Origin of the sequence: Serratia sp. AS12, assembly GCF_000214195.1 — a bacterium.
Taxonomy (GTDB): domain Bacteria; phylum Pseudomonadota; class Gammaproteobacteria; order Enterobacterales; family Enterobacteriaceae; genus Serratia; species Serratia plymuthica.
This window is the reverse complement of the sequence record NC_015566.1, coordinates 2,005,895-2,025,377: the sequence shown is the minus strand read 5'-3', so window position 1 is coordinate 2,025,377 and position 19,483 is coordinate 2,005,895. Positions and strand designations below refer to the sequence as shown.

The window sequence follows — 19,483 nt, the reverse complement described above, 5'->3', positions numbered from 1 at the left end:
TGCATCAAACTTTTTTGGTTAAAGGCTGGACGAGGGGAATTTTTGAGGATTGTGATTCAAATAGTTAGCGCTGCGTCACAGTTTTAAATTTTACCGCCAGGCGGGCAAAACAGGGCTTTTTTGACAAAAAATGCCGCAATTCTTGCCGGTAAAAAGCAATCATTGCGGCAGCGTCAGGCGTTATGAAACTGTTAAAGCAGGCTCTTGAACGCCTTGATGCGTTGCAGGTGCGGCGAGATATTTTTGAACTTGTGGGTCTGTTGCTCATCCCAGACGATTTCATAGTACTTGTGCAGCAGTTCCGCACTGCGCTGGCTGTCCAGCACCTCATCCTGACGGGAAAGCACGACCAGGCAGCGATCGCGGTTTTTTTCGCGGAAATCCTCGACACACTTGGTGGCGATATCGCGGTACTCTTCCGGCCGGTCGATTTTGCCGTGCATATGTTCTTCAGGATACAGATTAGGGTTGAAAATCGCCTGCCGGATACCGCACAGGAAACCGATACGTTCGGCCCAGAAACCGCCCAGCCCCACCCCGCAGATCAGCGGATGCTTATCGCCTTCCTGCTGAACCGCCTTGTCCACCTCTTTCAACAGATGCTGCATATCATGGCGTGGGTGCAAGGTGCTGTAGCTGATAAAACGCACGTCCGGATCAATGAACTGCAGTTGTAAAACCTTTTCATGATTGCCGGGACTGGTGGAATCGAAGCCATGCAAATAGATAATCATGTGGATCCTCGCAACAAGCCGAGGGCCGCGCCGCAGCCCTCATCATTTACTACGCCGCATTACGACGCCCTGGGTTCACCCGGCACTTTGCTGCTTATGCTCTTCCCAGCGTTCGCTGAGCGCGCTCAGCTCTTTATGCGCCTGCTGCCAGCGCGCAGAATCACGCAATTCCTGACGGGTGAACTGACCGCGATGATATAACTGCTTCACCCGGTCTGCTTTGACCGGGGACAGGTTATCCAGCACGCTGACCGCACCCTGGCGGTTATTGCACACCAGGATCATGTCACAGCCGGCATCCAGCGATGCCTGGCCGCGCTCAGCATAACTGCCCATGATGGCGGCCCCTTCCATCGACAGATCGTCGGAGAAGATAACGCCGTCAAAGCCCAGCTCCTGACGCAGGATTTGTTGCAACCAGTATGGCGAACCACTGGCCGGACGCGGGTCCGCTTCAGTATAGATGACGTGCGCCGGCATCACGGCGTCCAGCAACTGACGGTTGATCAATTCACGGAAGATCGCCATATCATGCTCACGGATCTGCGCCAGTGGGCGTGGATCGCGCGGGGTTTCTTTATGTGAATCTGCACTGACGGCGCCATGGCCAGGGAAATGCTTGCCGGTGGTTTTCATCCCGGCGCTGTGCATACCCAGGATAAAACGCTCGGCCATCGCCAGCGCCTGTTGCGGATCGCTGTGGAATGAGCGTTCGCCAATCGCCGCGCTGACGTGGCCGATATCCAGCACCGGCGCGAAGCTGATGTCGATATCCTGCGCGATCATTTCCGCCGCCATCAGCCAGCCGGCCTCTTGCGCCAGACGCCCGCCCTCATGGGCTTCGTTCAATGCAGCGAACGACTGCGCCGCCGGCAGGCGGGTGAACCCTTCGCGGAAACGCTGGACGCGCCCGCCTTCCTGATCCACCGCCACCACCAGCCGATCGTGTGAAGCCTCGCGGATTTGGCGCACCAGTTCACGCAACTGCTGCGCATCGTGGAAGTTGCGGGTGAACAGGATAAGTCCGCCCACCAGCGGGTGTTTTAAAATCTCACGTTCTTCGGCATCCAGCTCATAGCTGGCGACATCTAACATTACTGGGCCCACGGCCACCTCACTTCATTATTCATTCAGAACATGGGGATGATAAACAAAAACGCCGGCGCTGCACTGCGCCCCAGCGTAAAAATTCGCTATCGCCGGTTTGTTGCCAGCGCACTTCAAACCATAACAGCATCAGGTAATCCACCCACGGCAACCAGCGCTGCACCTGAGTGCTCAGCAGCGGCAAGTCGTTGTAGCCCTCTTGGGAGTAGTGCTGCAAAAAATGCTGCTGATTGGCCTCAGACCACGCGTTGCTGCGAAACAGCGCAGCAATCTCCAGCGCGATGTCACCGTCGGCGGCGTACTCCCAGTCAATCAGCCGAACTCTTTCTCCCTGTGCAATCAGATTACCCGGATGGATATCCATATGCAGCGGGGCTATTTTCAGCGGAGACGGCAGGCGGGTTTGCAAGAAGCGCTGATGCAGCCGCAGCCAGGCAGGTGTCAAACGCCGACGATCCAACTGCTGCCAGTAACGGGCAAACTGCCTATGCAGGTTCAACGGATAACCGCTGAGCGGCCGCTGGTGCAAACGGGCAACCCATCGCGCCAGCTCGCCGTGCTGATTCAGACGCGTAAAATGCGTCTCAGTGACAACGTCACCAGTCAGCCATTCCAGGATAATCCACTGATTACTCTGCGCTAAAACCTGCGGACCCAAGCCTACGCCTGCGCGGCGCAACACACGCGCCTCTCGCTGTCGGCTCACGCCGAGCGCCGTTTTCTCTGCGCTTTGCTGGCGCGCCAACAGTTGCACGCCCTCACCTTCAATGCGCCAACTTTCGCCGGTCAGCCCCTGCACCGGGCTGAAACGACAACCGGCGGTTTTCACCGCCGGCAGTTCGCTCTCAATCAGCCTTCGCAGCGCGACCTCAGCGGGTAACGGCGCCATTGCCTGACCAGACGATTTCACCGGTTTGCACCAGCATCAACTGCATATCCAGCGTCGGAGACTTCACGTCGCCGCTAACATCGCTGTACAACACATACTGTGCGCTAACGATACGCGCCAGGCCAATGGCCTTGCTGCGCGACCCCAGGCTGTCATCCGCCGACAGGCCCAACGTCTGCTTGGCGGTCGCCAGTTGCGCTTCCGGCACGATGGAGAAGGTTTGGTTCGATGCCAGCGCCTTGTGCAACGCGGAGGTGGCTTTAGCGGTTTGCAATGAACCGTTGGTGTTATTCTTCACGCTGTCCAGCAGCAGCACGCTGCCCGGATTGACGCCATCGGCTTTCAGCATCTGGTTTACCAGCGGTTGCACGCTGCTCAGCCAGTCAAGTTGCTGAATTTTTGGCGGTTGCGGTACCTGCTCGCCAATGGGCGGCTGGGGTTGTGGCTGCGGCTCTACCACCACCGGCGGCTTGGCCGGCTCAACGGTGGCCGGTGGCTGTTCAGGCTCTGGGGGACGTGACAAACAGCCGCTTAACGTCAACGCGGCCAATGCGACAACTAGATACTTTTTCATTATCCCTCTCCAACAACTAAAGCAAGAGCTTACAAGAATAGATACAGACGCACGCGCTTGGCATCGAGGTTGCCGTTAATCGAGTAAATTTCAGCGTCTGAATTTGGCGCAACGGTAACGGTGCGCGGCTCTTCAAAGGGCCGAATATCCAGCCCCTGATTGTCATACCAGTAGAAGCGGTAATGCACCGTTACCGGTGTCGGTTGGTTGTTGCTGAGCACCGAAGTGGCCCTCACGCGCCCGGAGGCATCCGTAATCGACGGGTTATCGGCCACGATACCTGCGGTAAGCACCGGCGAATCCATCACCACCGCCTGCCGTTCGTTAACCGCAATGCCGGGCCGATTGCTGCAGCCCATCAGTATTGCGGCGGGTAACGCCAGCGCCATCAGACAACGCAGGGTTTTGCTATAGCGCATGATTGACCTCGGTTAGCGTGACAGCAGCGGCCCCAACGAACGGCCACCGACCAGGTGCATATGAATATGATAGACCTCCTGGCCCGCATGGCGATTGCAATTAACAATCAGGCGATAGCCATCTTCGGCGATGCCTTCCTGTTCGGCAATTTTCGCCGCAGCGGTGATCATGCGACCCAGCGCCGCTTCGTGCTCTGCGGTTACGTCGTTTACCGTTGGGATCAAGACATTGGGGATGATCAGAATATGGGTCGGAGCCTGAGGTGAAATATCACGGAACGCGGTGACCAGTTCGTCCTGGTAGACCACATCAGCAGGGATTTCGCGGCGGATAATTTTACTGAAAATCGTTTCTTCGGCCATCTGGCATTCCTTGTTGAGGAAAATAATCTGTACGCAGTATGAGTGACAAATTCTACTGCTTTCAACCTGATTGCGCACTTTCCGCGTCGAGTGATGCAGAATCAGGCAACCCACCAGGCTACCGACGCCTCTGTCATGGGATTGCCGCGGCAATCATCTGATTTTTTTTCACTTTGGTTATTCACTATTGTTGCTTTACTTGCCAGTTGCCACCGCCAATAGTAACTCCATGATTAACAACGGATAGAGAACATGATGCCACTCAAAACCCTGGTGCTGGGCGCGCTGCTGCTGTGCGGTGCCGCCCAGGCGGAAAGCAAAAGCATTATCGATTTGCAGGCCAATCAGCAACATATACGCGCGCTCAAAAACCCGGCTGCCGTCGCCTTGATCCCGGCGAATTACCATTTTGCCGTACCAGGCAAGTTAACCGTAGCGGTGGCGTCTGAAAATTCCCCGCCGCTGGCGCTGTTTGCCGAAGACAATAAAACCTTGATCGGCAGCGACCCGGATATCGCGCAACTGGTGGCGGACAGCCTGGGACTGGAGCTGAATCTTGTGCCCACCTCCTGGGAGGACTGGCCCCTTGGCATTACTTCCGGCAAGTACGATGTCGCCATTTTTAATATTGCCGTCACCAAGCTGCGGAAAACCAAATTTGATTTCGCCACTTACCGCGTAGATACGCTGGGTTTCTATGTGAAATCCACCAGCAAGATCGCCTCAATCAACCAGCCGGCGGACGTCGCCGGGCTGCGGATTATTGTCGGCTCAGGTACGAATCAGGAAAATATCCTGCTCGGTTGGGATAAACAGAACCGCGCCAACGGTCTGGCGCCGGTGCAACCGATTTATGTCACCGATGACGCCGCCGCCAACCTGAGCATTCAGTCCGGGCGCGCCGACGCTTTCTTTGGCCCCCACTCTACCGGCGCCTATAAAGCGGCGCTAACCGGCAGAACCAAAATGGTCGGCATCGGACCCAACGTCGCCTATGTAGCGGTGACCACCAAAAAAGATAATGGCCTGGTCGCCGCCATTAACGCTGCCATTAATGGGGTGATCGTCAGCGGCGAATACGCGCAGGTGCTGGACCGTTGGGGCGAACATGATGAAAAGGTCGAGCGTTCCACCATCAACCCGCCTGGGATCGGCGATTAGTCAGCGTTCAATTGCGGTGCATGCGCACGCATCCACTCGGCCAGTGAGTCCAGCGTCGGGCGCAGGGATGTGCCCAGCGCCGTGATCCGGTATTCAACACGCGGCGGGACTTCCGGAAATACCTGCCGCGTAACCAGGCCGCGCTGTTCGAACTGCCGCAGTTGACGCGTCAGCTCTTTCTGGGCGATCGGCGCCACCGCGCGCTGCAACTCACTGAAGCGCACCGGGCCGTCGATCATGATCAGCCTGTAGAGGATCGGGATCGCCCATTTCCCCGCCACCAGATTCACAAACCCCACCATGGGGCAAGGTGCGTCCGCTGCCGGCAACGCCGTTAAATTTTTTTCCGCTGTCGAAAGCGCCACTGTCGTCATTTCATCCCACCTCGCCCCTTGGTATCCAAACGGTGCCTACTATGCAAAAGATACTATAGCGCAAATAATGGCGATACCAACGGGAAACAGAGGGTAGGTTATGTCACGACTTAAAGGTAAATACGCATTGATCACCGGCGGCACCAGCGGAATTGGTCTGGAAACCGCGCGCCAGTTTATTGCCGAGGGCGCCACCGTGGCGATCACCGGCCGCAGCCAAAGCGGCCTGGCCGCTGCGGGGAAAGCGCTGGGCGACGTGCTGCTGTTGCGCAGTGACGCTGGGGATATCCGCCAGCAGCAAGCTTTAGCGCAGCAGTTGACCAGCCACTGGCCGCGCCTTGACGTGCTGTATATCAACGCCGGTGACGTCACCCACCTTCCGTTGCAGCAATGGGATGAGCAGAGCTATCAGCGGCTGATGGACATCAACCTCAAAGGGCCATTTTTCTTAATTCAGGCGCTGCTGCCGCTATTAGCGAATCCGGCTTCGATTATTCTGTGCGGCTCGGTCAGCGCGCATATCGGCCTGCCGCTAAGCAGCGTTTACGCCGCCAGCAAGGCCGGCCTGCTGTCGCTGGCCAGAACGCTTTCCGGTGAATTGCACCCGCGCGGTATTCGGGTCAATGGCCTGAGCCCTGGCCCGACCGAAACACCGGCATTAGGCAAGCTTGGCTTGAAAGACGAGGATGAACAGGCGCTGCGCGATGACATTCGTGCCCTGGTGCCGATCGGCCGCATGGGCACGCCGCTGGAACTGGCGAAAGCGGCCGTGTTCCTCGCGTCTGACGAATCCGCGTTTATGGTTGGGGCCGAGTTGCAGATTGATGGTGGAGTGGGCAATTTGTAATATCGTTATATACCCGTCATCTTTCAAGCTGCAGCGTTGTTACCTGCTCGCGCTCACCCCCAGTGACTTACTCAAGTCAGCGCCTGAGGATGAGCGAGCTGGGCACCTGACTGTAATTTGAAAACTATAGGTTATCATTCACCGTTGGGTGAGCCCGACGGTGAAATTAAGTTGCGGAACAAACAGTGAGTTAAATAATAATATTATTAGATGATAATAATAAAATATCCTTTCATTGATGCGTTCTGAAACTGCGTCTAGCCTTAGTATTTACCCAATTTGGATGGTGAAGACTGATGGCAAGCAAAAAGAACAATCAAGGCGTAGGAATACTGGTAATCGCCGCCATCGTTCTTTGGTTTGCATTCAAATCTGACAATAAATCAGAAAAAAACACATCGATGTCGCAGTCCGGCACCTCAACGGCCCATGTTTATACGCCACCGGCCAATCAGGCATTAGATATCAGCGAACAGCCTCCTCAACCACAAAATGATGCCCCTTTGCCCACTAAATATGTAGCGGCCGATCGGCTCAACGTCCGAAACGCACCGAACGGTAAAGTCATTACGTCCTTAAAACGTGGGCAAAGTATCACCATTTACCAAGAGAGCGATAATTGGGCAAAAATCACACCAGGTAATCAATCGAGCCAATGGGTTTCTATAAAATCATTGTGTCATGGTGATAAATGCTATCAAAAAAGCCGCCAGGCACCTGCGCCAAAGCAGCCAGTATATCGGCCAACGCCAAAGCGCAACGTGGAAAGTGATGCCGGATGCCCCTGTTCGTCAGGAAGAATATGTATAGGCCCACGAGGCGGGCGTTACTGTATTACTTCGGGAGGAAACAAACGCTACGGCGTGTAATAAACCGCTGGCGACTGTTATTGAGTCATTCCGGCCAGGGAAGTGAAGGATGGCTGTCGACTTAGGTATCCTGAAAAGGCCCATATAATAAGCGTGAAAATTATTTCCCAGGCAACATTTTTACATACACTGATGTAAATGATGGGCTTTATTTACATCCGCCTCCTGATGGTCACTGACAACCCGTCCTACACTGAATAGACAGGGCGTAGTGCGGATCCCCAGACCGCCAGCCGCAATCAGACTGACCTTAGGTTATCCCCCACCCTCAATTGCTTTTCCCTGAATCGCTATGGCACGGATTTACCGTACCCTATGCATCAACGGACATTGAGATCATGAAAATCAAAATCTTCATTCATGCCGCGCTGCTGGTGATACCGATGGCGTTTAGCGGCATCGCCCAAGCCAGCGATCAAACCATCCCTTGGGCAAAAAATACCGGCGACGTCGAGTCCAACCATATCGCCGCCGTCGGCCAGAACCTGAATGCCGGCCACCAGCAGGTGACCAAAACACAGGAAGGCGTATGGGCGGCTAATACCGGCAGCATTTCCAACGATGAGAAGGCCCTGACCGGTGGTCAAAACTCGGCACCGAAAACGATGCCTTAACGCGAGTTGAGTTATAGAAAGGAGACAAGCCGTGACCGTAGCAAGCGCACGGCTTATCAATCAGCCCAGACCGGGAATGGCAACGCCGAACGTCTGCAGCAGCAGCACCATGTTGAGCAGGATGATAATCACCGTACCGATGATCGATACCAGACTGGTGAGGCGGCTGTTCACAAACTCGCCCATGATGTCGCGGCGGCGGGTAAACATTACCAGAGCAATCATCGGCGCCGGCAGCGCCAGGCTCAGCACCACCTGGCTGTAGACCAACGCGTCCGTCGCATTAACCCCTAACGCCACCACGATAAACGCCGGGATCATGGTTACCAGCCGACGCACCCATACCGGGATGCGAAAACCGACAAACCCCTGCATAATCATCTGGCCCGCCATGGTGCCCACCACCGAGCTTGAAATACCGGATGCTATCAGTGACATCAGGAAGATCCCGGCGGCGGCGGCGCCAAACAGCGGAGTCAACGTATGGTACGCCGTGCCGATCTCCGCCACGTCACTGTTACCGGCATGAAAGGCGCTGGAAGCCATAATCACCATGGCGATATTCACCAGCCCGGCAATCGCCAGCGCGATCACCACCTCGATATTGGAAAAACGCAGCAGTTTGCGCCGTTCGCCGCTGTTGCTGGCCGGCGTACGGTGCTGGGTCAGGCCCGAATGCAGGAAAATGGCGTGCGGCATTACGGTGGCACCGATAATGCCGACGGCAATGGTCAGCGCCTGCGCATCCGGCAACTGCGGCGTTACCATGCCGGACCCCGCCGCCAGCCAGTCGACCGGCACGATAAACATCTCGGCGAGATAGCACAAGGCAATGACCGCCACCAGCCCGCCAATCATCAGTTCAACCGGGCGAAAACCTTTCTTTTCTACCATCAATAATGCATAGGTGAGCACCGCCGTTACGCCCATCCCCGCCAACAGCGGCATATGGAACAGCAAGGCGAGCGCGATTGCCCCACCCAGAAACTCCGCCAGATCGGTGGCCATTGCCGCCACCTCGCTGAGCAGCCACATGCCGATCACCACCGGGCGCGAGAATTGATCGCGGCACATTTCCGCCAGGTTACGGTTGGTGACGATGCCCAGCTTGGCCGACAGCGCCTGGAACAACATGGCAATCAGGTTGGCCATCACCACTACCCACAACAGGCTGTAACCGTATTTTGAACCGGCCTGAATATTGGTGGCGAAATTACCGGGGTCCATGTAGGCAATGGAGGCAATCACCGCCGGCCCGGCGAACAATAGCGGCGTAAACGCGCCGCGCTTGCGCCCGGCTAAAGCGTTACCAATCGCCGTATTGGTCCGTTCGGTTAACGATGTGGTGGTTGCCGCCTCACGCATGTTTTATCCCCAATATTATTCTGGTTATTTTTCACCCAACACTCAGAACAATGTAGCATCGGCTACACTTTATGCAAAATGGAAGATACTTTACCTTTGTGTACAAATATTTCTTATTGTCATTGAATGCGGCGGCCGAATTGATAATGCGTCGCCATTAGACTAACGTAAGGCAGAATTCCAGTAGTCTGGAACTCACTGGTTTAACCTATAAAGGACGTCCCAGAATATGGTAACAAGCGCGCCAGATAACGCCGAACGCCCCACACTGGCTGAAATGCCGGATGAGGCTGAGCACGCCCTGCGTTTTACCCGCGCCCGTGAAGCGCAGTCGAATGCGTTGATCGAAGATTACGTTGAGCTGATTGCCGATCTGCTGCTGACCACTCGCGAAGCCAGAACCACCGACATCGCCCGCCGCTTTGGCGTTTCCCACCCTACTGCGATCAAGAACATTGCGCGGCTGAAGAGTGCCGGATTGGTAGAGTCACGCCCGTATCGCGGGGTCTTTCTGACTGAAGAAGGTGAACAACTGGCGCAGCAAGTGCGCCGCCGGCACCGTATTGTGGTCGACCTGCTGGTGTGCCTCGGGGTGCCAACTGAAACGGCGGAGCTGGACAGCGAAGGGATTGAGCATCACATTTCGAGCGACACCCTGGCGGTGTTTGAACATTTTCTGCAAAACCACGCCAAGAAATAAATTCTCGCCAATAAAAAAGGGAGGCTTTCGCCTCCCTCAAAGCTCCCCAGCCTGAATTAGTGATTACGGATGTATTCGTCCATATCGGTTTTCAGGTTGTCAGATTTGGTACCAAAGATAGCCTGAACGCCAGAGCCTGCGACAACAACGCCGGCAGCACCCAGTTTTTTCAGACCAGGCTGGTCAACCTTGCTCACGTCCGCCACGCTAACGCGCAGACGGGTGATGCAGGCATCCAGATTGGTGATGTTATCTTTACCGCCAAAAGCCTGAACCAAAGCCGCAGACATCTCAGAACCGCCCTGAGCGACCTGCTCGGAAACGGTGTCTTCACGACCAGGAGTCTTCAGATCCAGTTTGGCAATCAGCACGCGGAAGATGGTGTAGTACACCAGACCGTAGATGATACCCACGATTGGGAACAACCAGATCTTGCTGCTGTTACCGCTCAGCACGATAAAGTCGATCAGACCGTGTGAGAAGCTGGTGCCATCACGCATACCCAACAGGATACAGATCGGGAACGCCAGGCCAGCCAGAATGGCGTGGATTGCGTACAAGATCGGCGCAACAAACATGAAGGAGAACTCGATCGGCTCGGTGATACCGGTCAGGAACGAGGTCAACGCAGCGGAGATCATGATACCGCCGACTTTAGCGCGGTTTTCCGGCTTGGCTGAATGCCAGATGGCAATAGCGGCAGCAGGCAGACCGTACATTTTGAACAGGAAGCCACCGGACAGTTTACCCGCAGTCGGGTCACCCGCCATGTAACGCGGGATATCGCCGTGGAATACCTGGCCGGCCGCGTTGGTGAACTCACCGATCTGCATTTGGAACGGTACGTTCCAGATATGGTGCAGACCAAACGGCACCAGCGCACGTTCAACCACGCCGTAGATACCAAACGCCACTACCGGGTTCTGATAAGCAGCCCACTGGGAGAAGGTCTGGATAGCCGTACCGATTGGCGGCCAGATGAAGGACAGAACTACGCCCAGAACGATCGCCGCCAGGCCGGAGATAATCGGCACAAACCGCTTACCGGCAAAGAAGCCCAGGTATTCAGGCAACTGAATACGGAAGAAGCGGTTAAACATATAGGCAGCGATGGAGCCGGAGATAATCCCCCCGAGCACACCGGTATCCGCCAGGTGTTTAGCCGCAATTTCTTCAGCCGGCAGGTGCAGAACCAAAGGCGCAACCACCGCCATGGTTTTCACCATGATGCCGTAAGCCACGACCGCAGCTAACGCAGATACACCATCGTTATTGGTGAAGCCCAGGGCAACACCGATAGCGAAAATCAGCGGCATGTTGGCGAAAACTGAACCGCCGGCTTCCGCCATCACGTGAGAAACTACCGTAGGTAGCCAGCTAAAGTTAGCGGAACCGACGCCCAGCAGAATACCTGCGATAGGCAATACGGAAACCGGCAGCATTAGCGACTTACCTACTTTTTGCAGGTTTGCAAATGCGTTCTTGAACATAGTTGAGTGTGCTCCTGAGTAATAGTGCTTTGCTACTTCTCGCGATTCTTCGCGCTGCAAGGGGGGGAGAAAAACCCCTGCAATTCAGGGTGTCTGAGCACCCCTTGAATTTTTACGCAGAGTAAAATAAATAGCCTGCGCAATGTTTGATGGCAGTCACGTTTCGATGAACAAAGCCGGGTATTTTTCTTAAATCGGCCATTTTTTATCAAAAAAGACAAAAAAACGCCCAGCCACCGCCATAAAACGGGTGGGAACATTACCCGTTTCAGCGATTAATTACGAGCTTAAAAAAAATCCCAACATCAATGACTACAGCTAAGCCTAGGCCAAGGATTATAGTTCGATGTGAAATAAGCGTGAAAAGTTGGCGGTGGTGGTTTCGGCCAGCGTTTCCAGGCTCACGCCCTTCAATACCGCCATGTATTCAGCCACATCACGCACGTAGGCAGGTTGGTTTTCTTTGCCGCGATGCGGCACCGGGGCAAGGTACGGCGAATCGGTCTCCACCAGAATGCGATCAAGCGGCACGTAGCGCGCCACCTCGCGCAGTTGCTCCGCATTGCGGAAGGTCAGGATGCCGGAGAAGGAAATATAGAACCCCAGATCCAGCAGCGCTTCTGCGGTGGCGATATCTTCGGTAAAACAGTGCAGCACGCCTCCGCAGTCTTGCGAATTCTCCTCACGCAGGATCGCCAGCGTATCTTCACGCGCGTCGCGGGTATGCACGATCACCGGTTTGTTCAGCGCACGACCAATGCGGATATGCTCACGGAATGACGCTTGCTGCAGCTCGAGATTGTCTTTCTGATAGAAGTAATCCAGCCCGGTTTCTCCCAGCGCCACCACCTGCTCTGCCGCAGCCAAACGACGCAGCTCTGCGTAATCGTAACCGCCCTCAAGATTGAGCGGGTGGACGCCGCAGGAAAACGCCACGTCATCGCGCGGGCCGATCAACTGCGTCATGGCCTGATAACCCGGCAAAGTGGTGGCGACTGCCAGTACGTAACCGACATCGCGCGCCTTGGCTTTTGCCAGGGCGTCATCCACGTTTTGATGCAGCGTTTGGTAATCCAGGCCATCAAGATGACAATGCGAATCTACTAACAACATAATAGTTAACTCTTTTACAACGAATGAGGATGAGAATAGCCGGTAGCGCCGAGCATCTGCTCCCAACTGAGTAATCGTTCGGTCAGCAGCAGCTCGCGATTGACGCCGGCTACGTTAAGCAACTGATGGCGACAGTTAAGCCATTGCTGTACCACTTGCTGCAGCGAGGTGCCGCTCAGTTGGCTGGCCAATTGCTGTACCAGCGGTTGCTGATCCTGATTAAGCGCAAAGCTCGCTGCGCCCTGCTGCCACTTCATGGCATCCACCAGCAATGCGCATAGCCAGTGCAGCCGCTCCGCCACGTCTTCGTGATTCAGCACCGGCAACAGCGACAGCATGTCATGCTGCGGCAAGGCGGCATTCAGTGCAGCGCACAGAGCGCCGCGCTGCTGCCAACGCTCGGGTTGCAGCAGTTGTTCGGCCGCCAGCGGCGCACCGTCATGCAGCCGCAGCGCAGTGAGGAGATCCACCGGGTTGCCCGGCACTTGCCGGTTTAACCACTGCAAACTGAGCTGTTCATCCGGGCTGGCAAGATGCCAATAGAAACAGCGACTGCGCAACGTCGCCAGCAGCCGTGAAGGCTCGTGACAGCTCAACAGGAAATAGGTTTTTTCCGGCGGCTCTTCCAGCGTTTTCAACAGGGCATTGGCTGCCGCTTCAGTCAGCAGCTCCGCCTGCGGCAACCAGATAACTTTGGCGCCCCCCTGCTGGGCGTGGGAATAAAGGGTTTCGATCACCTGGCGGATAGGCTCAATACCCAGGCTGCTTTTGCCCTTCTCCGGCGTCAATACGTGATAGTCCGGATGGTTGCCCGCCAGCATAAGCCGGCAGCTATGGCACTCGCCGCAGCTTTTCTCGCCGTTATGCCGTTGACAAATCAACCAGCGGCTCAGGCCATAGGCCAGCGCCTCGTCGCCATTGCCGGCGGCAGCATGCAGCAGCAGCGCATGGTGACCACGGCCTGCGGCATATTGCCCGACCAACTGACGGTAAGGCGTATTCAGCCACGGGTACCAGTTCATTACACGCCTTCCTGCTGTAGCCATTGACTGAGGCAACGACGAATAGCCGCCGTCACCTGTTCCAGCGATTGAGAAGCGTCGACGGTGACGATAGAATCGTCCTGCGCCGCCAGCTCCAGATAGCGCGAGCGGGTGCGTTCAAAGAACGGCAGCGCTTCCTGCTCAATACGATCCAGCTCACCGCGAGCACGGGCGCGTTGCAGGCCAACCAGCGGCGGCAGATCCAGATAAACCGTCAGGTCCGGGCGAAAATCCCCCAAGACGGTGTCACGCAGTGAAGCCATCAGTTGTTGATCTACACCACGACCGCCGCCCTGATAGGCCTGTGATGACAAATCGTGACGATCGCCGACCACCCAGGCACCGCGCGCCAACGCCGGTTTGATGACAGTTTCTACCAGTTGCACGCGGGCTGCATACAGCATCAGCACTTCGGCTTTGATAGTCGGCAGCTCGCCGTCTATGCCGCGTTTAAACAGATCCCGCAGCTTTTCCGCCAACGGAGTGCCGCCGGGCTCGCGAGTAAAGACAATGTCGTTAATGCCGTGCTCGCGCAGTACGTTGACCACGGTATCGCGCGCGGTGGTTTTCCCCGCGCCCTCAAGCCCTTCGATAACCACGAATTTACTTTTCATTCTTTTCCTTAAGCACCTGGCGATAGGCGCGCACCGCCTGATTATGGCTTGCCAGGTTAGTGGTAAACTGGTGGCCACCCTTGCCATCGGCGACAAAGTACAAATAAGGCGTCTTCGCCGGATTGGCGGCGGCTTCCAAAGAAGCCTGGCCCGGCATGGCAATCGGTGTCGGCGGCAGGCCGCTGATCACATACGTGTTGTACTGCGTCGGCGTTTCCAGATCTTTACGGGTAATATTGCCATTATAGGCGTCGCCCATGCCGTAGATCACCGTTGGGTCAGTTTGCAGGCGCATGCCAATACGCAGGCGGTTGATAAATACCGAAGCCACCTTGGTGCGCTCTTCCGGCACGGCGGTTTCCTTTTCGACTATTGAGGCCATAGTCAGCAAATCCTCCGGCGTCTTGTAGGGCAAACTGGTATCGCGGCTTTGCCAGGCGGCTTCCAGCGCCTTGATCATGCGCAGATGAGCACGCTTAAGCAACGCGATATCGCTCATGCCGGCCGTATACAGATAGGTATCCGGGTACAGGCGCCCTTCCGGATGAGTGTCCTCCGGCAGGCCCAGCGCCACGGCGATTTCCGCTTCGCTTTTGCCCGCCAGCGTATGTTTGAGGTATTTCGACTGCTGCAGCACCAGCAGCCAGTCACGCAGGCGCGAACCTTCGATAAAACGCGCGCTGAACTGTGCCTCTTTACCGCTGGCCAACAGTTTAAGCATCTGACGCACCGTCATTCCCGGCGTAAAGCGGTAAGTGCCGGCCTTGAACTCTGCCAGTTGCGGCTCCAGGCGCAGCAGCCATGGAAACCAGGCACCGTTGCGGATCAGCTTGTCGCGTACCAGCAACCCTTCCAGCGCTACCCGTCCGGTACCCGCCGGCAGTTTAAAAATGGCTTCCTGCTGGATCGCCAATGGCGTATCAGCAAAGCGTTCAACTTTCTGGTAACCCCAGCACAGCAGGGCCAATACCAGAACAACAATAATCGAAACGACCTTCAGCTTTCTTTTCTTCATCAATCAGCCATCGTTAACAGTGTGGACGCAAAAAATCATAGAGTTGGCGAGAGTGATAACGCCATGATTGCGCTGTATTTACCGGCAGCAACGGCATCAACGCGTTGCTCACTAGCACTTCTTCGGCGTCGGCAAGAGTGGCCAGCGGCTCGCTGACGTAATGCAGCGAATATTCACTGCCCGCCAGCAGCTCAATCACCCTGCGACGCATCAACCCAGCCACGCCGGCCTGGCTCAGATCGGGCGTAAATACCGCTTTTCCTTTACGCCAGAATAAATTAGCCGCACAGCATTCCACCAGCATACCCGTAGTGTCAAGCACCAGCGCCTCGTCGGCGGCCGTCTGGTCAAGATGCGCGCGGATCAACACTTGCTCCAGACGGTTCAGATGCTTAAGCCCTGCAAGCAACGGATTACGCGCCAAAGCCACCGGGCTGAGCACCAGGCTGATGCCCTGTTCGCGCCACGACAGGTAGTGCGCGGGATAAGCGCTGCGCGAGACAATGCGCGTAGGATCTTCACACCCCGTTGGGCTGTAACCTCGTCCGCCGCTGCCGCGCGTCAGTATCGCTTTGACCACGCCGAGCGGGATAGATTCTGCCGCGCACGCCATTTCACTTTCAAGAGCGCCCCAATCAGTGAGCGGCATCATCAGCCGCTGCGCCGCCTGTTGCAGGCGCTCAATATGCCAGGGAAGCAACTCGATTTTGCCGTCGATAACCCGGGCAGTGGTGAAACAGCCATCACCGAACTGCAAACCGCGATCGCTTGGCGCTAACGCATCGTGCTGTTGTCCGTTAATCCAGTACATATTTCCACACTCTCCTCGTTATGCCGGCGCTTAGCGGCAAGGCCCCTGGAAGTGGATGGCGTTAATGTGGCAACTGCGCGGCTGCTGCAACACAAAACGCATCGTTTCCCAGATCGAACGTGCGTTCAGCACGGGTTGCTCCGATTGTTCTGGTGGCTCTTCATCCAGACCACCCATTTCAAAATCCGGCGGATAGAAACCCGTCACCCGCATGTTTTCTGCTGCCAGGTGGTGCGCGATGTTGTGGCAAAAGCCCCCAATCCCCTGCTTGGCTGCAAAAAATGCCGGGTGGGCACTCGACTCGGTGAACTGAGGTATGCCGCACACCGATACCATCACCATAATATCAGCCCCGGCCGAAAGCCGCAGGCTGGGCAACAGTGCGCGGGTCAGTAAAATATTCCCCGTCAGCCCGGAGTTGATGGTACTGATGACATCGGCATCGTCTTTGCTCTCCAGCGCCCCCTCCAGCCATTGAGCGGCGCTCAAAACCAGAATGTCGACGGCCTGTCGTCCTGCAACAGCTGATCGACAAACGCCGTAAGTGAAGCCGGATCGGCCATATCACACTGGTAGGCCTGCGCCCGTCCACCTTCGGCTCGTATGATGTTTTGAGTTTCCCTTGCGCTGCTGAGTTGTCGGGCGCAGATGTCCACGTCAACGCCCTCACGCGCCAGCCAGACCGACACGGCTTGCCCAAAATCACGCCCGCCCCCCGTAACCAACGCACGTTTTCCGCTCAACATACACTTTCTCCTGCTTGTCTAACCATGGATTTACTCCGACTTTTGCCGGCAACCTGTCACCAGTAAAGCCTACTCCATTAATTTTTCAGCCAAAAAAGTGCGGAACTCATCTTTTCACTTGTAAACAGCCCATAAAAAAACCCGCTCGAAAGCGGGTTTTTTACAGTCTGCCAGCAGACACATCACACCTTGCGGAAGATCAGCGAACCGTTAGTACCGCCGAAACCAAAGGAGTTACACAGCGTATACTGCAAATCGCTTACCTGGCGCGCTTCGTGCGGAACGAAGTCCAGATCGCAACCTTCATCCGGGTTATCCAGGTTGATGGTTGGTGGAACCGCTTGATCACGCAATGCCAGCACGGTGAAGATCGATTCAATCGCGCCTGCCGCACCTAACAGGTGGCCGGTCATCGATTTGGTCGAGCTGACCATCACGCGCTTCGCATCGCTGCCAAATACCGACTTCACTGCCTGAGTTTCGGCGGTATCACCGGCCGGCGTGGAAGTACCGTGCGCATTGATATACCCGATTTGTGACGTAGTCACACCTGCGTCAAGCAAAGCATTTTCCATTGCCAGCGCCGCGCCCGCACCGTTTTCCGGTGGCGACGTCATGTGATAGGCATCGCTGCTCATCCCAAAGCCGACAATCTCAGCGTAAATCTTGGCGCCGCGTTTCTTGGCGTGTTCGTACTCTTCCAGCACCATCATGCCGGCACCGTCACCCAGGACGAAACCGTCGCGGTCTTTATCCCATGGGCGGCTGGCCGCTTGCGGGTTTTCGTTGCGGGTCGACAGCGCGCGCGCTGCGCCGAAACCGCCAACGCCCAAAGGAGTACTGGCTTTCTCTGCCCCACCGGCCAGCATAACGTCAGCATCATTGTAAGCAATGATACGCGCGGCATGGCCAATGTTGTGCACACCGGACGTACAGGCGGTAGCGATGGAAATACTCGGGCCACGCATACCGAACATAATAGTCAGGTGGCCTGCAATCATGTTCACGATGGTTGACGGCACAAAGAACGGACTGATTTTCCGTGGGCCACCGTTAACCAGTGAACTGTGGTTTTCTTCAATCAAACCCAGGCCGCCGATACCGGAGCCGATAGCGGCGCCAATGCGGCTGGCGTTAGCCTCGGTGATATCCAGCCCCGCATCCTGCATGGCTTGCATGCCGGCAGCGATTCCGTACTGGATGAAGGCATCCATCTTGCGCGCATCTTTGCGAGAGATGAAATCCTCTGAATTAAAATTCTTTACCAGGCCAGCAAACTTGGTCGCATAGGCAGTGGTATCGAAATGGTCGATCAGGCTGATGCCACTCTGACCGGCAAGAAGAGCGTTCCACGTGGACTCTACAGTATTGCCGACAGGAGACAACATGCCCAGTCCGGTCACAACTACTCGACGCTTAGACACGTTTGTCCTCCAAGGAGGGAAAAATATGACACTAGGGATAGAAAAAACTTAGGCGGTCGAGTGACCGCCTAGATATGTTCTCTTACTGCTGGCTAGCGTTGATGAAATCAATAGCTGCCTGAACAGTAGTGATCTTCTCAGCTTCTTCGTCTGGAATCTCGGTATCGAATTCTTCTTCCAGTGCCATTACCAGTTCAACGGTGTCAAGAGAATCAGCGCCCAGATCTTCAACGAAAGAAGCGTTATTTAAAACTTCTTCCTGTTTAACACCCAGTTGCTCAACAATGATTTTCTTAACGCGTTCTTCGATAGTGCTCATACTCTTAAATTTCCTATCAAAACTCGCTTTCGCGATGGTTTTCGTAGTGTATAAAATGTTGAAAAAGATGCAACTAAATCCCGGCTGGTCAAACCACGATTTTACGCTATTTTGCGGTTTTTACCCCAAATAACGCAAATAGTTTTCGCATTTTTTAAATCATGTACATGCCGCCATTGACATGTAACGTTTCACCGGTGATGTAGCCAGCCTCATCAGAGGCTAAAAAAGCAACAGCGCTGGCGATTTCTTTAGCATCCCCCAGCCGATTGGCTGGAACTGATGACAAAATGCCTGCACGTTGATCATCTGTCAACGCCCGTGTCATGTCCGTCTCAATAAAACCAGGTGCCACGACGTTGACCGTAATGCCACGCGAAGCAACTTCACGTGCCAAAGACTTACTAAAACCAATCAAACCGGCTTTAGCCGCCGCGTAATTAGCCTGCCCTGCGTTGCCCATGGTACCAACTACGGAACCGATGGTGATGATCCGGCCAAACCGCTTTTTCATCATAGCTCGCATTACCGCTTTTGACAGACGGAATACGGAAGTCAGATTGGTGTCCAGGATATCCTGCCACTCATCATCCTTCATGCGCATCAGCAGGTTATCACGCGTAATGCCGGCATTATTCACTAAAATGTCGATTTCGCCAAATTCAGCACGAATAGATGCCAGAACGCTGTCGATAGATTGAGCATCAACAACGTTCAGCGCAAACCCTTTGCCGCTTGCACCCAGATAGCTGCTGATAGCCTCAGCGCCGCTTTCACTGGTGGCGGTGCCGATCACTTTGGCGCCACGTGCCACAAACGATTCTGCAATAGCCCGGCCAATACCCCGGCTAGCGCCGGTGACCAGAACAACTTTACCTTCGAAGCTCATTAT

The 19,483-nt window shown here is 55.5% G+C and carries 22 protein-coding genes and 1 pseudogene; 5 read left to right on the top strand and 18 right to left on the bottom strand.

All coding sequences use genetic code 11. From position 1 onward, the window contains the following. Window positions 1-191: 191 nt before the first annotated feature. The 6 genes from ycfP to hinT all read right to left on the bottom strand — a co-directional run bounded on the left by ycfP (window position 192) and on the right by hinT (window position 4,086). Entirely contained in the window at window positions 192-734 is a 543-nt protein-coding gene (gene ycfP / locus SERAS12_RS09440; protein ID WP_006324724.1) for an alpha/beta hydrolase YcfP, read from the bottom strand. Window positions 735-809: 75 nt separating this feature from the next. Beyond that, window positions 810-1,829: a beta-N-acetylhexosaminidase gene (nagZ, locus tag SERAS12_RS09435; protein ID WP_041416041.1), complete on the bottom strand. Its 1,020-nt coding sequence runs from the start codon at window positions 1,827-1,829 to the stop codon at window positions 810-812. Window positions 1,830-1,860: 31 nt separating this feature from the next. Continuing rightward, on the bottom strand, window positions 1,861-2,730 hold the full coding sequence (locus SERAS12_RS09430; RefSeq protein WP_013812452.1) for a phosphotransferase: 870 nt from the start codon (window positions 2,728-2,730) through the stop codon (window positions 1,861-1,863). Further along, window positions 2,711-3,304, bottom strand: coding sequence for a penicillin-binding protein activator LpoB (gene lpoB, locus SERAS12_RS09425; protein ID WP_013812451.1), 594 nt, complete (start codon window positions 3,302-3,304; stop codon window positions 2,711-2,713). The genes SERAS12_RS09430 and lpoB overlap by 20 nt, the downstream gene beginning before the upstream one ends. Window positions 3,305-3,333: 29 nt before the next feature. Then, window positions 3,334-3,723 (bottom strand): YcfL family protein, encoded by a 390-nt coding sequence (locus SERAS12_RS09420; protein WP_013812450.1) that lies wholly within the window; start codon window positions 3,721-3,723, stop codon window positions 3,334-3,336. A gap of 12 nt (window positions 3,724-3,735) precedes the next feature. Further along, window positions 3,736-4,086: a purine nucleoside phosphoramidase gene (gene hinT, locus SERAS12_RS09415; RefSeq protein ID WP_004943071.1), complete on the bottom strand. Its 351-nt coding sequence runs from the start codon at window positions 4,084-4,086 to the stop codon at window positions 3,736-3,738. A gap of 255 nt (window positions 4,087-4,341) precedes the next feature. On the opposite strand from hinT, the gene SERAS12_RS09410 reads away from it, so the two are divergent. Further along, window positions 4,342-5,247 (top strand): transporter substrate-binding domain-containing protein, encoded by a 906-nt coding sequence (locus SERAS12_RS09410; protein WP_013812449.1) that lies wholly within the window; start codon window positions 4,342-4,344, stop codon window positions 5,245-5,247. On the opposite strand, the gene SERAS12_RS09405 is transcribed toward SERAS12_RS09410, so the two are convergent. Continuing rightward, a complete protein-coding gene (locus SERAS12_RS09405) occupies window positions 5,244-5,621 on the bottom strand; it encodes a helix-turn-helix domain-containing protein (RefSeq protein WP_013812448.1) in 378 nt (125 codons plus the stop codon). The two genes, SERAS12_RS09410 and SERAS12_RS09405, sit on opposite strands and share 4 nt — an antisense overlap. A gap of 100 nt (window positions 5,622-5,721) precedes the next feature. On the opposite strand from SERAS12_RS09405, the gene SERAS12_RS09400 reads away from it, so the two are divergent. The 3 genes from SERAS12_RS09400 (at window position 5,722) to SERAS12_RS09395 (ending at window position 7,951) form a co-directional block, all read left to right on the top strand. Further along, a complete protein-coding gene (locus SERAS12_RS09400) occupies window positions 5,722-6,468 on the top strand; it encodes an SDR family oxidoreductase (RefSeq protein ID WP_013812447.1) in 747 nt (248 codons plus the stop codon). A 296-nt stretch (window positions 6,469-6,764) separates the two neighbouring features. Continuing rightward, window positions 6,765-7,337: an SH3 domain-containing protein gene (locus tag SERAS12_RS25495; protein ID WP_013812446.1), complete on the top strand. Its 573-nt coding sequence runs from the start codon at window positions 6,765-6,767 to the stop codon at window positions 7,335-7,337. 338 nt (window positions 7,338-7,675) lie between these two features. Then, window positions 7,676-7,951, top strand: coding sequence for a hypothetical protein (locus SERAS12_RS09395; protein WP_013812445.1), 276 nt, complete (start codon window positions 7,676-7,678; stop codon window positions 7,949-7,951). 60 nt (window positions 7,952-8,011) lie between these two features. On the opposite strand, the gene SERAS12_RS09390 is transcribed toward SERAS12_RS09395, so the two are convergent. Continuing rightward, window positions 8,012-9,316 (bottom strand): Nramp family divalent metal transporter, encoded by a 1,305-nt coding sequence (locus SERAS12_RS09390; RefSeq protein ID WP_013812444.1) that lies wholly within the window; start codon window positions 9,314-9,316, stop codon window positions 8,012-8,014. 229 nt (window positions 9,317-9,545) lie between these two features. On the opposite strand from SERAS12_RS09390, the gene mntR reads away from it, so the two are divergent. Then, on the top strand, window positions 9,546-10,016 hold the full coding sequence (gene mntR / locus SERAS12_RS09385) for a manganese-binding transcriptional regulator MntR (RefSeq protein ID WP_013812443.1): 471 nt from the start codon (window positions 9,546-9,548) through the stop codon (window positions 10,014-10,016). A 56-nt stretch (window positions 10,017-10,072) separates the two neighbouring features. Here the strand turns inward: mntR and ptsG are convergent, their stop codons facing one another. From ptsG to fabG, 10 genes and pseudogenes are all read right to left on the bottom strand, one after another. Next, window positions 10,073-11,506: a PTS glucose transporter subunit IIBC gene (gene ptsG / locus SERAS12_RS09380; RefSeq protein WP_013812442.1), complete on the bottom strand. Its 1,434-nt coding sequence runs from the start codon at window positions 11,504-11,506 to the stop codon at window positions 10,073-10,075. Between the two features lie 336 nt (window positions 11,507-11,842). Continuing rightward, complete coding sequence (locus tag SERAS12_RS09375) at window positions 11,843-12,619, bottom strand: metal-dependent hydrolase (protein ID WP_013812441.1); 777 nt, start codon at window positions 12,617-12,619, stop codon at window positions 11,843-11,845. A gap of 14 nt (window positions 12,620-12,633) precedes the next feature. After that, complete coding sequence (gene holB, locus SERAS12_RS09370; RefSeq protein ID WP_013812440.1) at window positions 12,634-13,641, bottom strand: DNA polymerase III subunit delta'; 1,008 nt, start codon at window positions 13,639-13,641, stop codon at window positions 12,634-12,636. Further along, a complete protein-coding gene (gene tmk, locus SERAS12_RS09365; RefSeq protein WP_006324672.1) occupies window positions 13,641-14,276 on the bottom strand; it encodes a dTMP kinase in 636 nt (211 codons plus the stop codon). The genes holB and tmk overlap by 1 nt, the downstream gene beginning before the upstream one ends. Then, entirely contained in the window at window positions 14,266-15,291 is a 1,026-nt protein-coding gene (mltG, locus tag SERAS12_RS09360; RefSeq protein ID WP_013812439.1) for an endolytic transglycosylase MltG, read from the bottom strand. Before mltG ends, tmk begins: the two co-directional genes overlap by 11 nt. Before the next feature lie 13 nt (window positions 15,292-15,304). After that, window positions 15,305-16,102 carry an aminodeoxychorismate lyase gene (gene pabC, locus SERAS12_RS09355; protein ID WP_013812438.1) on the bottom strand — a complete coding sequence of 266 codons (798 nt, stop codon included), beginning with the start codon at window positions 16,100-16,102 and terminating at the stop codon, window positions 15,305-15,307. Window positions 16,103-16,132: 30 nt separating this feature from the next. Further along, window positions 16,133-16,848 (bottom strand): annotated as a pseudogene (locus tag SERAS12_RS09350) (SDR family oxidoreductase). Between the two features lie 182 nt (window positions 16,849-17,030). Then, window positions 17,031-18,272 carry a beta-ketoacyl-ACP synthase II gene (gene fabF, locus SERAS12_RS09345; protein WP_013812437.1) on the bottom strand — a complete coding sequence of 414 codons (1,242 nt, stop codon included), beginning with the start codon at window positions 18,270-18,272 and terminating at the stop codon, window positions 17,031-17,033. An 82-nt stretch (window positions 18,273-18,354) separates the two neighbouring features. Then, a complete protein-coding gene (acpP, locus tag SERAS12_RS09340; protein ID WP_004719003.1) occupies window positions 18,355-18,591 on the bottom strand; it encodes an acyl carrier protein in 237 nt (78 codons plus the stop codon). 154 nt (window positions 18,592-18,745) lie between these two features. Further along, window positions 18,746-19,480, bottom strand: a complete 735-nt coding sequence (gene fabG / locus SERAS12_RS09335; protein WP_004943047.1) for a 3-oxoacyl-ACP reductase FabG — start codon at window positions 19,478-19,480, stop codon at window positions 18,746-18,748. Between the last annotated feature and the right edge of the window lie 3 nt (window positions 19,481-19,483).

Excerpts from the sequence above, each read along its gene's own strand:
- ycfP (WP_006324724.1), bottom strand. The coding sequence starts at position 734 with ATGATTATCTATTTGCATGGCTTCGATTCCACCAGTCCCGGCAATCAT.
- nagZ (WP_041416041.1), bottom strand. The coding sequence starts at position 1,829 with ATGTTAGATGTCGCCAGCTATGAGCTGGATGCCGAAGAACGTGAGATT.
- SERAS12_RS09430 (WP_013812452.1), bottom strand. The coding sequence starts at position 2,730 with ATGGCGCCGTTACCCGCTGAGGTCGCGCTGCGAAGGCTGATTGAGAGC.
- lpoB (WP_013812451.1), bottom strand. The coding sequence starts at position 3,304 with ATGAAAAAGTATCTAGTTGTCGCATTGGCCGCGTTGACGTTAAGCGGC.
- SERAS12_RS09420 (WP_013812450.1), bottom strand. The coding sequence starts at position 3,723 with ATGCGCTATAGCAAAACCCTGCGTTGTCTGATGGCGCTGGCGTTACCC.
- hinT (WP_004943071.1), bottom strand. The coding sequence starts at position 4,086 with ATGGCCGAAGAAACGATTTTCAGTAAAATTATCCGCCGCGAAATCCCT.
- SERAS12_RS09410 (WP_013812449.1), top strand. The coding sequence starts at position 4,342 with ATGCCACTCAAAACCCTGGTGCTGGGCGCGCTGCTGCTGTGCGGTGCC.
- SERAS12_RS09405 (WP_013812448.1), bottom strand. The coding sequence starts at position 5,621 with ATGACGACAGTGGCGCTTTCGACAGCGGAAAAAAATTTAACGGCGTTG.
- SERAS12_RS09400 (WP_013812447.1), top strand. The coding sequence starts at position 5,722 with ATGTCACGACTTAAAGGTAAATACGCATTGATCACCGGCGGCACCAGC.
- SERAS12_RS25495 (WP_013812446.1), top strand. The coding sequence starts at position 6,765 with ATGGCAAGCAAAAAGAACAATCAAGGCGTAGGAATACTGGTAATCGCC.
- SERAS12_RS09395 (WP_013812445.1), top strand. The coding sequence starts at position 7,676 with ATGAAAATCAAAATCTTCATTCATGCCGCGCTGCTGGTGATACCGATG.
- SERAS12_RS09390 (WP_013812444.1), bottom strand. The coding sequence starts at position 9,316 with ATGCGTGAGGCGGCAACCACCACATCGTTAACCGAACGGACCAATACG.
- mntR (WP_013812443.1), top strand. The coding sequence starts at position 9,546 with ATGGTAACAAGCGCGCCAGATAACGCCGAACGCCCCACACTGGCTGAA.
- ptsG (WP_013812442.1), bottom strand. The coding sequence starts at position 11,506 with ATGTTCAAGAACGCATTTGCAAACCTGCAAAAAGTAGGTAAGTCGCTA.
- SERAS12_RS09375 (WP_013812441.1), bottom strand. The coding sequence starts at position 12,619 with ATGTTGTTAGTAGATTCGCATTGTCATCTTGATGGCCTGGATTACCAA.
- holB (WP_013812440.1), bottom strand. The coding sequence starts at position 13,641 with ATGAACTGGTACCCGTGGCTGAATACGCCTTACCGTCAGTTGGTCGGG.
- tmk (WP_006324672.1), bottom strand. The coding sequence starts at position 14,276 with ATGAAAAGTAAATTCGTGGTTATCGAAGGGCTTGAGGGCGCGGGGAAA.
- mltG (WP_013812439.1), bottom strand. The coding sequence starts at position 15,291 with ATGAAGAAAAGAAAGCTGAAGGTCGTTTCGATTATTGTTGTTCTGGTA.
- pabC (WP_013812438.1), bottom strand. The coding sequence starts at position 16,102 with ATGTACTGGATTAACGGACAACAGCACGATGCGTTAGCGCCAAGCGAT.
- acpP (WP_004719003.1), bottom strand. The coding sequence starts at position 18,591 with ATGAGCACTATCGAAGAACGCGTTAAGAAAATCATTGTTGAGCAACTG.
- fabG (WP_004943047.1), bottom strand. The coding sequence starts at position 19,480 with ATGAGCTTCGAAGGTAAAGTTGTTCTGGTCACCGGCGCTAGCCGGGGT.